Origin of the sequence: Cyclobacterium roseum, assembly GCF_010119225.1 — a bacterium.
Taxonomy (GTDB): Bacteria; Bacteroidota; Bacteroidia; order Cytophagales; family Cyclobacteriaceae; genus Cyclobacterium; species Cyclobacterium roseum.
Genome location: NZ_WNKF01000005.1, coordinates 192638 through 206133, shown reverse-complemented (window position 1 = coordinate 206133; position 13496 = coordinate 192638). Strand labels below are relative to the sequence as shown.

Genomic DNA, 13496 nt, shown 5'->3' with positions numbered 1-13496 from the left:
GATAATACTGAACGCTCCTTGGAATTGCAGGAATATAAGGACACCTGAAGCCCTTTGAGGTTTTTAAAGCTTAGCGAAGTCGATTGGCTATGGGCCAGGGATAGGTATAATGACGAAGAAAGGCAAAACCAACTAATGTTTGGCCCCAATTCATAGGAAAGAAGTTTTAACCTTTCCAAAAAAATATGGGAACTATCAGATAGGCACCTCTGGAAAGGGGTTAGTAGGGGCTTGTTCTATTTTCTTATTAAAAAAAGGCTCTGAAAGGGGGCGAGTGTCAGGCTCGTTGAATATGAAGTTCCCAAGAGGTCCTGCCATTCAGCTTCCAAATCAATTATTTCCGAATGGCCAGTAGGGTTGGTAAGAAGTTTGAAATTTTTCAGTCTTGAGGGCTCATGGGCTTGTTTTATGGATGAAATTAAAAACTCGGTAATCCGGGTAGTGTTATTTCCTTGAAAAAGCGTAAGCAATAATGCAGGAGTTGATCGCTCATCCGGACGATCAAAAAGTAACTGAAATGCCTGATTCTCTGTGCTTGGAATGAGTATCTTACTAGCACTTAATTTTCGATACGTGGGGCCATTTTGCCTCAGAAAAATCGCCATCACCGCATTTTTTGAACTGCTTAGGGATAAGGACAAGGCATAACCCACTTCATTTTCCAACCCGGAAAGATTTACCTTCACTTCCGACTTCTCCGAATTCCCGGTTATAGAGAAACCTCCCTCGGTTTCCCAACTAATGTTACATCCTTTTGTACAGACAATTCGCTCCCTGATTGCTCCTCCGGAAAGGGTTTTCTCTGCGTGATACTTTTCACTGGTGGCACTCCTTTCCAAATGGGCTTTCAAATCCCTGCTAGTAGAGGATTGCTCCCAACCAGAGGTTGTTTCCCAATTTTCCGAATCAAAATACATTTCCTCTTTGGTGTCAAGGTTTTGCAGGTGAAACGAAATACCCGCTCCACTGAGGTCTACAAAGTGATTTTGATCAGAAAGTCCGATGCTTGCGTATTTTGGAGTTCCGGATCGAATCCCCATGCCAATTTGATGTGGCTCTTTTTTAATTAGCGTATTGCTGGCTATAGAAATATTTCTCAGTGACCGTCCCAGGTCATCGTCAGCAAGATGAATCAAATAGCCGGCATCAAATACCAGATTGTTGCTAATCTCTATGTTTTGGGCATTGTGTAGGTAAATGCCTTTATTTGAAATCCCATACACCGTATTGTCGGTTACACGAACGTTATTGGTATTATCGTCGATGTAGATTCCCTCGGCGGGAGCAGGCAAATCCGTCCCTTGAAGTGGCGTGCCTTCCCTGGCACCGTATCCATTCCGTACAATATTTCCACTTACAATTTTATCCTTATAGGAGGTATTTGAGTTTCCCGAATAGGAATAGATCCCTCCCCCGTCTCCTTTGGTGAGGCAAAATCCTTCCACCAGGTTATTTTTAATCAAGGTGTGGCTGCCTCTAAAGCCAATTCCAACATATCCAGTATTCCTAATGGTATTGCGCACGATGGTGTCTGCATCTGAAATGCTGAAGAAGGCAAAACCGTTATTATCTCCATTTTGCCCCATTCCGGGCATCATGTAAGTGTTTTCGATGAGGTTACCCGCAATGGTGGCCTGATAATTCCCGGATCGTAAATAGATTCCGTTATTAAACGAATTGCGGATCTCTGATTGTCGGATGGTTAAGTGATCCATATTATAGGCCAGAACGCCATTTTCTCCTGAGTTCTCTATGATGCCGTTAGAAAAATGGAGAGCGTTACCTCCCCGAATGAAAAGCCCTGTTTTATTTGCCCCATTCAAATGCAGCCCATCAATGACTACGTGCCGGGTATTGGGAAGGGTGGTAAGAAGCTGATCTAATTCACCGATCTGAATGGCTACCTCTTCCGGACTTTTTTCTTCCAGGCAAACGTATAGCCGGTCATTATCGAGATCCTGGTACCATTCTCCGAATTGATCCAGGGTATTCAGGTGATTTTGAATAAAAAAACCAAACCCTTCCTTTGGATCGTAACTCGATGTCGAGGAAAAAGTGATGGTATTTCCGTCCTGGGCTGTTATTTTATGCCGGTCGATGATCCAATGGGTTTTTCTCAGGGCTAGTTCTGCTCCTTTCCAGCCGCCATTATCCAGAAATATCTCGTGACTCAATTGATTTTTCCCAACGACCTTTTCCGGTACCAGGTACCCTTTATTTTTCTCATCCGAATTTGGAAACCGCCCCATAGCCTGAGGCTTTCCATTAATGGTGAGCATATTAATTCGATTGCTTAGAGGAGACAATTCCACAAAATAAATGCCGGGTGAATGGCGTTTCCATCCCTTTAATTCGGTTAAGCCCGTAATCATTGGAAGCGGACCATTTCCATAATGACTATAAACGATGGGTTTTTCTTTTGTTCCGGATTTTTTTAAGTGAAGCGTTCCGAAAAATAGGTCTCCTTTTTTAAACAAAACAGAATCTCCCGGTGATAATTGTGGAATAAACTGATTTAATCTTTCCAGGCTTTGCCAGGGAGTTGCCGGATGTTGAGCATCCTCTGGTGTATGGGTATCCTTACCTGTAGAGGATGATAGATAATAGCTGGCTGCCGGCGTTTTAAAAAAAGTGCCTAACCAAAGCAGGAGTAATAAAAAACGGGTTCGGGTCATGGCTTATTCAATTGTTCCTTCTAGTTTTAAGGTAAATTTATTTATGGGAATGAATGGTTCGACCAGCATCCGGCCAGGAAATTTGATTCGTTACAATTTCGGTACCAGGCGGCATCATTGCTAAGGTTTTGGTATTAAATCGTTTTTTTACTGAAAAGATTAATCCAAAGAAAATGACATACTCCAATAAAGCATTCATTTTTCTATTTTCAAAGAAGCTTTTTCTTGCTTGCGGGTGGTTCATGGGGTTTCAACTAGCAATGGCACAGGAAACCACCTTCACCAATCCCATTCGCGATGGGGCAGATCCCTGGGTATACCAGAAGGGTAAGCGCTACTATTATTCAATGAGCACGGGCGACGGAATTGCGGTGTCAGTATCAGAAAGGCTTACCGACCAGGGGACCCCGGTGAAGGTATGGAACGCTCCGGAAACGGGCTGGAACAAGGTAACCGTCTGGGCCCCGGAAATCCATTATTTCAACGGTCATTGGTATATTTACTACGCTGCGGGAATGGAACCGGGCAGCCCATTTATACATCAACGCTCAGGCGTTTTGAAATCAGCCAGTGAGGATCCTTTTGGCCCCTATGAAGACATGGGCATGCTCTATACAGGAGATGACCTGTCGGATCCGAGATCTGCTATCTGGGCCATAGACCTGAGCCCGGTAGTGATTCAGGGCCAACTGTATGCAATCTGGTCTGGCTGGAAAGAAAACAGGGATACCGATAAAACAAAGCAACACCTATACATAGCTATTATGTGTGACCCAGCTACGATCTGCGGCAATCGGGTAAAGCTTTCTTCTCCTGAGGAACCTTGGGAAAGGGGAGGGCCACTTGATTTGAACGAGGGCCCTCAGGCCTTGCAACACCAGGGAAAAACGTTCATCATCTATTCGACCAGAGAGTCCTGGCTCAAGGAATATCGACTGGGGCAGTTGCAGCTGAAGGAAGCTACCTCAGATCCACTAAACCCGGATAATTGGGAAAAATCGGGTCCTGTTTTCATGGGAACTAACGAGGTGTTGGGAGTGGGGCACTGCAGTTTTGCCAAATCGCCCGATGGAAGGGAGGACTGGATCCTGTATCATTCTAAAAAATCAGCCACTCCCGGATGGGATAGAGATATTCGGCTACAACCATTTACATGGAAGGTCGATGGGAGTCCGGATTTCGGACAAGCAGTGCCTGCGGGAGTCCCCATACCGCTTCCTTCGGGAGAGCAATAATATACCTTGAAAATAATCAATTATGAGAACAGTTCTTAACGCTATTGTTGTTGGCGTCCTCCTTTTTTCCTGCGGGCGGAGTACTTCAGACCAAGAGGTTCTGGAAGTGAAACCAGTCCCTGCTATTGTCAATCCGGTTTTAGCCGGGGATCGACCGGATCCTACGGTTATTCGGGTAGGGGACTATTATTACGCCTCCGCTACCTCAAATGAATGGGCACCCCTGTTTCCTATTTTCCGGTCTTCTGACCTGGTAGAATGGGAACTGGTTAATTATGTTTTCCCGAACGGAGCTCCGGGCTGGGCAAGAAATAACTTTTGGGCACCAGAGCTGGCATATGATAGGGAGCAGGGAAGAGTGTATGCGTATTACACGGCTAGAGATAAAATGACCAACCGCCTAAGCGTGGCCGTTGCCAGTTCGGAATCGCCAACAGGGGATTTTACCGATCACGGTCCGTTGGTGGCACAGGAGTTCGGCTCCATCGATGCCTTTGAAGTGAGGGATGAACGGGGTACGCTATACCTTCTCTGGAAAGAAGACGGTAACAGCCAGGGAATGCCGACACCGATGTGGGCACAGGAAATCAATGAAGAGCGGACGCGTTTATTGGGATGTCCTACTGAGCTATTTCGGAACGATGCTCCCTGGGAAAAAAACCTGGTGGAGGGTATTTGTGTGTTTAAAAAGGGAGACTATTTTTTTGCCACGTATTCTGCCGGGGCTTGTTGTGACAAGCAGTGCAACTATCAAACAGGGGTGGCAAGGGCAAAAAATTTATTGGGCCCCTGGGAGAAATACAGTGGCAACCCTATTCTCACTGATAATGAGGACTGGAAATGTGCAGGCCATGGCACGGTGGTAGAAAAAGACGGAGCGCATTTTATGCTGTACCATGCCTATAATACTCAGGGATCGGTGTATGTGGGTAGGGAAGGGGTGTTGGAGAAAATTAACTGGACGGAGGATCAGTGGCCTGTGCTGGATAATACAGCGGATTATAGCCGGGAGGTGGCTTCTCTGGATTTTGAGGATGAATTTAAAGAAAAGTTAGATCCGCTTTGGCAATGGCGGGTGACTCAGGATATTCGTTTTTCAGCCGGTGAAAACGGATTATTCCTAAACGCTTCCGAAGAGAACGAGGGCATGGGAAGCCTTCTGGTACAAGGAACCAAAGCGACTGATTACAGGATGACAACTACTATAGATCTGGAGGAATCGAATGCCGTAGGGGGGATATTACTGGTTGGCGCAGAAAATAATGGTTTCGGTGCACCGATTGCAGGTATGGGCATTGGAGCGGGTGAAGTAGGTGTACAGGTTTTCGAGATGAGGGATGGAGAAAAGCGGATTTTGGCAGAAGTTAAAAAGGGCCTCTCCGGAGAGATTAACCTAAAAATGGAGGTAAAGGAGGGGTACCTGATTGCGTTTTCGTATCAGTCAGGCGTGGATGACCGGCAGCCATTGGGCGAAACGGTTGATGCATCCCACCTCGTTCCCTGGGGAATGGGTTTTCGCCTGGGAATGTTTGCGTTGGGTACGGAGACACAGCGCGCAAACTTTTTGGAGACGAAGATCCAGTACACGGGAAACTAGTTTTTCTGAACCGATCTAATTTTACTGTTTTCGAATCACCTTTGATCGCTTAGATGGTTCCTATTACCCGCGAATTAGATGGCTCCCGGATACCGGCTCCAATTGGCTAGCCGGATAGATTGCGCTGATAACTTTATTGGGACTAGCTGACTCAGCCGGACATCAATGTGGCCGTTAGGGGGATGGGTTATTCCCCCTTTTTTAGGCAGAAATGAGTCGGAGGATAGCTGGCCGGTAGGTTTACTCGGCCACTTCGCCGGTTTCGGTCCCGTTATCATTTGGTACGAAGTTCTTAATCTTAAATTGATGGTCGGGTTCGTTTCGGACATAAAGTGTACGGGTAGGAAAGGCGATATCAATGCCCATCGCATCAAACTGCTCCACTATTGCAAAATTGATTTGTTGTTGGATGTCCATGTACTTGTTGTAATCGGCGACTTCGATGTAATAGACTACTTCAAAATCCAGACTGGAGCCTCCGAATGCCTTGAAATGAGCCCTGTCAAACGTTACGGGAGATTGATTTTCCACAATTTCTTTCAGCAATTCGGGTATTTTTTTTAGGGCTTTCAAAGGCGTCTCGTAAGTTACCCCCACGCCAAATAAAATCCGTCTCCGCTGCATTTTCTTATAATTGTGGATCCGTGAGCTGGTAAGATCACTGTTTGCCACCACCAATTCTTCGCCCGAAAGGGTTTTGATTCGAGTCGTTTTAATACCGATTTTATCTACGATTCCATTTTTATCGTCTACGACCACAAAATCTCCGATTTCAATGGGCCTGTCAAAAAAGATCACAAAATAATTAAAAAGGTCTCCGAGGATATTTTGGGCGGCCAGAGCCACTGCAATACCACCAATACCCAAACCGGTGATAATGGTGGTAACATCCCATCCAATATTATCAAAGAAAAACAAGATACCCACGGCCCAAATCAATACGTTGACGAGTAGGATAATGCCGCCAATTTGCTTTACTTTTTCCTCACCACCTTCCTGCCTTTTAACGTAAGACCGAATGAGCATGATGATTAGATTGGCGATTATTTTGACCCCGTAGTAGGTAAGAATGATGCTATGAGCTATTGAGAGGCTATTTTCCAGAAATAGGGAAAGGGACAAGGTCCTTATCCCCCAAAATACGATGGAAATGTAGATGGCAGAAAGTACATAGCGCTCAATAATGTCGAAAAGAAAATCATCCAGGCTGTTATCGGTCCTTTCAGTCAACTTTTTGAGTCGCTGAAGCATGGACTTTTTGAAGATTTTGATAATGCCCACTCCCAACAGAATAAATCCCAATGCAAGGAGGTAATCCTGTATCGTATTGTTCCAAAATTCCTGAATTAAGTATTCCTGTATCATTTTTACTTACTATTTGGTTGGTAACTGATGGTTAAAAAAACAAAACCGGATTTGGAGTTAAAAAGGTTCATCTTACCCCTGCAATCAGGTAAGTGGCTTTAATCAACGGCCATCAGGGTTCTTTCAGGACCAGAATGTGCTCTCTGTAGGCAGCGGGTAGAAAACTCATATCGGTTTTACCAGGAATGCCCTTTATTTTCCCAGCGTCAGTAAATTGCCACATGGTAATTTCAGGAAGTGAAACGCTGTCTGGCTCCATCTTAAATTCAGTTGGAGGCTTGGAGGAAAAACGGGCCAGCCAATAGGGGTAGTTGTCAAAATGCCCCTTTAAATGCGTTTGATAAAATGCCTCATAGGTATAAATGATAGGTTTTACTTTATAATGGCTTTCGATCGCTTGCAGGTAGGTTTTTAGATTTTGAATGAGAAGGTTATCCGAAATTTCCGGCCGACTGCAAGCTGTGCAGTCCAGTTCTACGTCTACAATGGGCAAAATGTCTTCCGGAGATAAATTGGCCTGGCTGATGTAATGCGCTGCCTGCTCCAGTGGAGGATCCTTGTATTGGTAGAAATGATAGGCTCCTTTCAGAATCCCTTGTTTTTCGGCGGAAGACCAGTTCGAATTAAAAAAAGGGTCAATTTCCCGGGCCCCTTGTGTAGCCTTTATTAAAACAAAAGAGATCGGATGTGGGAGGGAGTCGTTTTTTACCATTTCCCAATTGATCACATTTTGCCAATGGGAGACGTCAATTCCATAATACCCGTGTGTTTGATGTCCCGGGATCCAGTCCTCTTGGTACAGGTCAAAAATCCGGAGCATGCTATCATAATGGTGGGCCCGATGGTGTATTTCCCCCGATTCCTTGGGAGCCGAATGACCGGCATAGTACAGTGGGCCGGTCGGTAGCCTATTATCAATTTGCTCGAAAGGGGTTTTTCCTGCGTTTGGATCCGCCTCGGAAAGATATATATGATGCTCATGGATGGTTTTACCGAAATCCAATAGGCCTGTCAGGTTCAAGATCACCACCAGCAACATGCTAAACATCAGAAAAAAACCAATGAGCAAAACGAATAGTATCCTTCTGTACATGTCACTTTATTTTAGGAATCCTTCCGCTAACCGAATTCGGCGGGAATCAACGGTCAAATAATGGATTTGATCAGGTGATCATTGATTCGGAGGAAGGATTCGGACGGTTCGCCTGCTTCAAATTCAATTTTTATTTTTGCCAGCGGTGTTTTATTTCCAAAAAACCCGCCTCCGGACACACCACCCAAATCAATTCCCAGGCTAGGGTTTTCCTCTCCGGGTTGGTTTTTCTTGAAAAAACTTCGGCTTCTTTTCTTTTCCTCTACCAATTGGCCCAGTGCCACCTTAAATTCCACCACCATGTTTTTTATTTTAATGGCTGTAGGTGGAATGAGACTCATTAGCGGAACCTGAATGGTCGTTGTGCTCCCTTTTTCTGCCTCCGGATGGAGGTTGGGGACTTCTACTGCCCAGGTTTTGGCAATTCCTCCATTTCGGTGAATATGGGAAGCCATATCTTCATTTTTGCGGTCTTCATCCTCCGGCCATTCAAAGTATCGATCCAACTGCTCCAAATGCTGTTGCTCGGTGAGCATTTGGGCTTCCAGCACCGCCTGGTGGATCGCTTGAAGTAGGTTGTCCAGTTTGATTGTTTTTGCCATGGGTTATGAATTGTTTTCCAGCCAAACAGGTTTTCTCAAAAATCCTACATGGTAGGTGGTACGCTGAAGGGTGATTTGATGATCGCCAACCTGAAAAACACCCACTGAAATGTCTTTGCCTATAATCTTTCCTTTCGGGTATTCATTCAGGCATTTATTCAGTAAGGCCATCTGCCGCTCTTGTTGCTCTTCGTTTAGTGGATTATTGGGGTTGATGTTACCTATGCTCACCCGTTTGACATAGGTAACATCTGCTAACTCCAAGGTTTTGGTGCTGCTATTGATCATTTTGTTTGGGTAGCTTGCCTATCAGGTCAGGCTATCATGAGAGCCATCCGGGTTCACTTGTTTTTTACTGGCATCCTTTATTTTACCTGTTTTTGGATCCCGGTCCTTGCCAGCTGCAAGTGGTGCGACATTCACATCATGGGGCGTAGCAGCCGTGGCCATGATATCCAGCACTCTGGCAAGTCCCTCCGGTGTGCCGTGATTGGACGCGGTTACTTCCACATGGTATTTGGCAGAATTGTCAGAAGTTCGGGTGTTTTCTTTATGGGTGGCCACCGAACCATGAATTTTCACGGTTGCACTTACCGGCCCCCAACCGATTTTTGCGGAAACATCCGCCGAGGCATTCATATCGGTCGAACTGGTTTCAGAAGTGGAACTTTTAACCTCCATATCGAAGGTAATGTCTACGGTATCTACCTGTAAGTTCGGAATAGGAACCACTGCCAGCATGGGGACCCGGATTTTTACCTCTTCAATGGTCCGTTGAGGAACCGGAGTGGGATTTTTATCGGTGACTTCCGGAACAAAAATTCCGGGACGTTCAAATTCAAAATCCAGCATTCTCGCTGCTCCCGTGGTGAACTCTCCCGGTTTTTTATCCACCGGAACCTGGGTAAAACCAACGGTATTGATGAAATCTGCCGTCGCCTGGGCTAATTTCACATTGGCCGACACAGCGGCATTTAACGGGCCTCCGATCAAGTCCTGCATCGGCAGGCCTTTAAATTGATCCGACATGTTTACTAATCCTTCCGCCATTTTGAATTCTGTTTAATTGGTTAAAAATTAATGAATGGATAATCAGGGTGAAATATGCCAATCATTCTTTATTTTTAACCTATAAATAGGTGGACAAAAAGGGGACAATTTGTGGGAAATACTTTTTGACCTCTTGATAAATGAGTTTTTTATATTTATTTCTAGGTATCAGCAATGGGATCCGTTTTTGGAACTCCCCATTTAGCAAGGACCTTTTTTTTCAATCGGTAACGAGCCTTTTTCATGCCGTCATAGGAAATTCCCATTACTGTTGCCATTTCCCGGGTAGAGTAGCCCAACTTAAATAAGGAGGCAATCATTTGCTCGTTTTCGGTCAGATCTGGTAGTTCTTCCTTGAGCCGCTCCCAATAACCGGGAAAAACCGTTTCGATCAACATGCGAAAGGTCCGTAAGTCTTCCTTTTTGGAAATCCGAAATCGGGAAAGGGATTCCAGGGCTTCCTGCCTCGCCTGGGCCAAAGAAGACCGTTCCAATTGTGCCATCAGCTCCTTGTTTTTATGATCGGAATTGGCCAGGTTTTCCGCATAGACGAGCAGTTTTTTCTTCAGTTTTTCGTGTTTTTTACGGCTTTCGGTTAGTTGATTGTCAAATGCGCTAAGTAATTTTTCTTTGATACTTAGCCGATGGTAAAAATAGACTAGTAAAATCATGCTCCCAAGTGCCAGGCCGGTCAGCCACCAATGAATGGCGGGATAAGGGTGGACATCCCAAAGCGTGGAATAGGGATTTGCCTGAAGGACCGAATCTTGTTCGAAAAGGAATTCAGAACGTGCAATACGTTTTATTTTCTCAATGTTAATCAGACTATCCGATAATTTTTCCTTCTGTAGCAGGCAATGACGGTAAGAAGAAAGGTCGTTGAGCCGGAAGTATTCTTCCGCCAGGTCATTCATTAGGTCTCTTTGAAGGGGAAGGTCTTTGCCTTTTTGCGCATAGGATAGGGCGAATCGGTAGGTACTCAACGCTTCCTTAGACTGGTTTTCTGCCGATAAGATTTTTCCCTTTAGCCAATAAGCGTATCCAAGACTTCTAAGGTTACCTATTTTTTCTTTAATTGAAATGGATTTTGCCAGTAAAGAGTCCGCCCGTCCCAAATCCGGGAGTTCAAAGGCTAAAAAGGCCATGTTATTTAAAATGATGGCCCTCTCCGGTTCACGGTGTTGCGCACTTGCCTGAGCCAATGCCTTGTCATTGTGATAGGAGGCTCGTTTATATAAGCTATCTCCCTCGGCCCCTTCCTGGTCTGCCAGTTTTTTAAAGACCAATCCCAAATTTAAATGAGCATAGAGGGTCTGCACGGGTAAGGCATGTTTTTCCGATAGTATAAGCGCTTCATGTAGGTGTTCCAGCGCGCTTTTATAATCTTCCAGATCTTTATAGACCAGGGCCAGACTCGTTTCACAATCAATGTAAAGGGTGAAATCTAAGGAACCGTCGGACCCTTTCAGGACGTTCAAGGCCTGGTGAAGGGCGTTGATTCCTTTATCGGCAAGACCGATTTCTCTGTAAAGCTGTCCCAGCCCCTTTAGGTTTGTCGCGAGGCGATGAGGATTTTCCATTAATTCCGCATATTTCAACGCCTGATCAATATGGAAGCGAGCCTTCTCAAAGTCTTCCATTCTGCGGTAGAGTTGGTAGAGGGCATGGTGGTTTTTTTCATTCAACGCCTGCAGGTTGGCTGCTTTGCTACGCTTTAAAGCTTCCAGAAAATAGGTTTCAGCAAGGTTCAATTTTCGCTGGTCGTAGTAACTATATCCCAATACCTGCGCTGCTTCGGATTGTAATGCCGGGTTATTTGCCGCTTTTTCGTAGGCCTCTTTTGCATACTGGAAGGAACGTTCCGGTTGGCTATAAGCCAATTCATTGGACCGGTCCAGTAGGGTACGCAAACTATCCGGATTTACTTTCTGATCGGAAAGGGAGTACCCTAAAAGGCAGCCTGAAGCAAGAAAAAACACCAATAAAAAATAGATTGTTTTATCCACCGTTGTTCGCATTGAATTATCCAAAATGGTTGTTTACCAGCCGATTAATCGGTTATTAAATTTAACTGAAAAATCTTATTGATGCCATCATACGGATTTAAAATTCAAGCTGGACGGTAAAGAGCATATTTTGGTATTTGAAACACAAAAAAAACTGGAGTTCGGTTACACTGGTATCCCTCAAATAAAAAAAGAGCCAGCATCCGAAGATGCTCGCTCTTTTTTAACCAAATCGCTAACCCAGTCTTACACAGGGCTAACCATTTCTGTCTTTTTGATATTCCTTTGCCAGAAGAAGAAAATGGTAAATAAGACAATTAAAATGACGGGAAAAAGCGCCATGTTTTGAAGGGTAGCTTGCCCTGCCATCAGTTCCAGTTCGTCACCAGAAAATCCTTCGGCTCGCATTTCTTCCCTGGAGCTATCGATCCATCCTCCGATAATTGGTTGCCATATGGCTGTGGAAAACATGCCAATTCCTCCAATAATGGACATCCCTAAAGCACCACTTAAAGGTACCCTTTGAGCTACTGCGCCTACCATTACTGGCCAGAAATAAGCGACCCCTAACGCAAATATGATGGCAACAAAGTAAGCGATTCCACCGGTAACCATACTGAAAAGGTAGATGCCTATCGCTGCAAGGATAGAACCTGCCAATAATACACCGGTTTGACCTAGTTTTTCAACTACCGGACCAGCAAAGAACCGGGCGACCGCCATTACTCCGGTGGTCAGTGCCAGAATAATCATGGCATTTGCGCCGCTGTTAGCCAATACAATATTTACCCACTGCTGCGGACCAAATTCGGAAATGGCAGTGAGGGACATGCAAACAAAAAGGAAAAGAAAAACCGGACTGAATAAGGCTTTGAAGTTATTACCAAGAGAGGTGGCACCTTCCACTTTTGCCTTTGGAAATGTTTTTCCATAAAATAAGACGGCGTAGATCACGGTTGGAACCATCGTAATCCACATTTGTGCTTCCCATCCCAGATTCATGGTGGTCATCACATTTGAGATGATGGCACCCAGCATGATGCCTCCGGGAAACCACATGTGGAACCGGTTGAGCATCTTGTTCATTTTTACCCCGGAATACATGTCTGCAATCATGGGGTTACAGGCCGCTTCCGTACAACCGTTACCAAAACCGATAAAGAGTGTGGAGATCAGCAGGGTGGTGTAGCCCCCGGCATAAATGGTAAGCAAGATACCCAGTGTGTGGGCTACAAAAGCTACCCGCATAATGTTTTTTGCACCAAAAGAATGGTAGACAATGCCTCCAATGATCATGGAAATGGGGAATCCCAAAAACCACATGGAGTTGATAAACCCAAGTTGGGCGGCACTCAGGCCGAATTCGTCTCCAAGCTGCGGTAAGATCCCAGCCCGGATGCTAAAGGTAAAGGCGGTGGTGATCAGCGCAAAACAGCTCCCGTTAAAGAGTGCGCTTTTGTTAATGTTTTCGTTCATTGAGTTTGGGTTTAGAAGTTTTTAAATGTTGTTTTCGGATGATTGTTCAAAATATTCGGACAATATAAAAAAAATTGATTTTACCTTTTGCCTTTTTTTTAGAATTATCGCCAATTTTTTGATAAGGGCAGGTATTATTATTTGGGGAATGAAGTCCGTGAGTTCTTCGGTATCATTCTCGTGCCCAGGCTCCTTTACGGTATTTCATGGATCATATAGGTGTACCCTGCCATTTTTATTAGCACCTGTAGGAACCAATCAGTATGGATCTTGGCAATGTAGGATATACATCAAGACCTGAAAGATGGCAATTTATCCTTGCTTTTTTGTACCCATTGCCCTGCCTGGCAAAAGAACGCATCCGTGAAGCAGTGCGATTCTTTTTGCCGTCTGCTGC

General features: G+C 44.9%; 10 protein-coding genes. 2 read left to right on the top strand and 8 right to left on the bottom strand.

Going from position 1 to position 13496, the window contains the following annotated elements; all coding sequences use genetic code 11:
• Positions 1 to 236 precede the first annotated feature (236 nt).
• Positions 237 to 2675 carry a right-handed parallel beta-helix repeat-containing protein gene (locus tag GJQ68_RS09525; RefSeq protein WP_162417068.1) on the bottom strand — a complete coding sequence of 813 codons (2439 nt, stop codon included), beginning with the start codon at positions 2673 to 2675 and terminating at the stop codon, positions 237 to 239.
• 260 nt (positions 2676 to 2935) lie between these two features.
• Here GJQ68_RS09525 and GJQ68_RS09520 point away from each other — a divergent pair, with 260 nt between their 5' ends.
• Both GJQ68_RS09520 and GJQ68_RS09515 read left to right on the top strand, forming a co-directional pair.
• Positions 2936 to 3910 carry a glycoside hydrolase family 43 protein gene (locus GJQ68_RS09520; RefSeq protein ID WP_235941260.1) on the top strand — a complete coding sequence of 325 codons (975 nt, stop codon included), beginning with the start codon at positions 2936 to 2938 and terminating at the stop codon, positions 3908 to 3910.
• Between the two features lie 22 nt (positions 3911 to 3932).
• Complete coding sequence (locus tag GJQ68_RS09515; protein ID WP_162417067.1) at positions 3933 to 5507, top strand: family 43 glycosylhydrolase; 1575 nt, start codon at positions 3933 to 3935, stop codon at positions 5505 to 5507.
• Between the two features lie 240 nt (positions 5508 to 5747).
• On the opposite strand, the gene GJQ68_RS09510 is transcribed toward GJQ68_RS09515, so the two are convergent.
• The 7 genes from GJQ68_RS09510 to GJQ68_RS09480 form a co-directional block, all read right to left on the bottom strand.
• Entirely contained in the window at positions 5748 to 6872 is a 1125-nt protein-coding gene (locus GJQ68_RS09510; RefSeq protein WP_162417066.1) for a mechanosensitive ion channel family protein, read from the bottom strand.
• 112 nt (positions 6873 to 6984) lie between these two features.
• On the bottom strand, positions 6985 to 7965 hold the full coding sequence (locus tag GJQ68_RS09505) for a glycoside hydrolase family 25 protein (protein WP_162417065.1): 981 nt from the start codon (positions 7963 to 7965) through the stop codon (positions 6985 to 6987).
• A gap of 53 nt (positions 7966 to 8018) precedes the next feature.
• Complete coding sequence (locus tag GJQ68_RS09500; RefSeq protein WP_162342137.1) at positions 8019 to 8567, bottom strand: DUF2589 domain-containing protein; 549 nt, start codon at positions 8565 to 8567, stop codon at positions 8019 to 8021.
• Positions 8568 to 8570: 3 nt separating this feature from the next.
• On the bottom strand, positions 8571 to 8855 hold the full coding sequence (locus GJQ68_RS09495) for a hypothetical protein (protein WP_162342138.1): 285 nt from the start codon (positions 8853 to 8855) through the stop codon (positions 8571 to 8573).
• A gap of 21 nt (positions 8856 to 8876) precedes the next feature.
• A complete protein-coding gene (locus tag GJQ68_RS09490; protein ID WP_162417064.1) occupies positions 8877 to 9617 on the bottom strand; it encodes a DUF2589 domain-containing protein in 741 nt (246 codons plus the stop codon).
• A gap of 161 nt (positions 9618 to 9778) precedes the next feature.
• Positions 9779 to 11623, bottom strand: coding sequence for a tetratricopeptide repeat protein (locus GJQ68_RS09485; RefSeq protein ID WP_162417063.1), 1845 nt, complete (start codon positions 11621 to 11623; stop codon positions 9779 to 9781).
• A 246-nt stretch (positions 11624 to 11869) separates the two neighbouring features.
• Positions 11870 to 13099, bottom strand: coding sequence for an MFS transporter (locus GJQ68_RS09480; protein WP_162417062.1), 1230 nt, complete (start codon positions 13097 to 13099; stop codon positions 11870 to 11872).
• Positions 13100 to 13496: the final 397 nt, after the last annotated feature.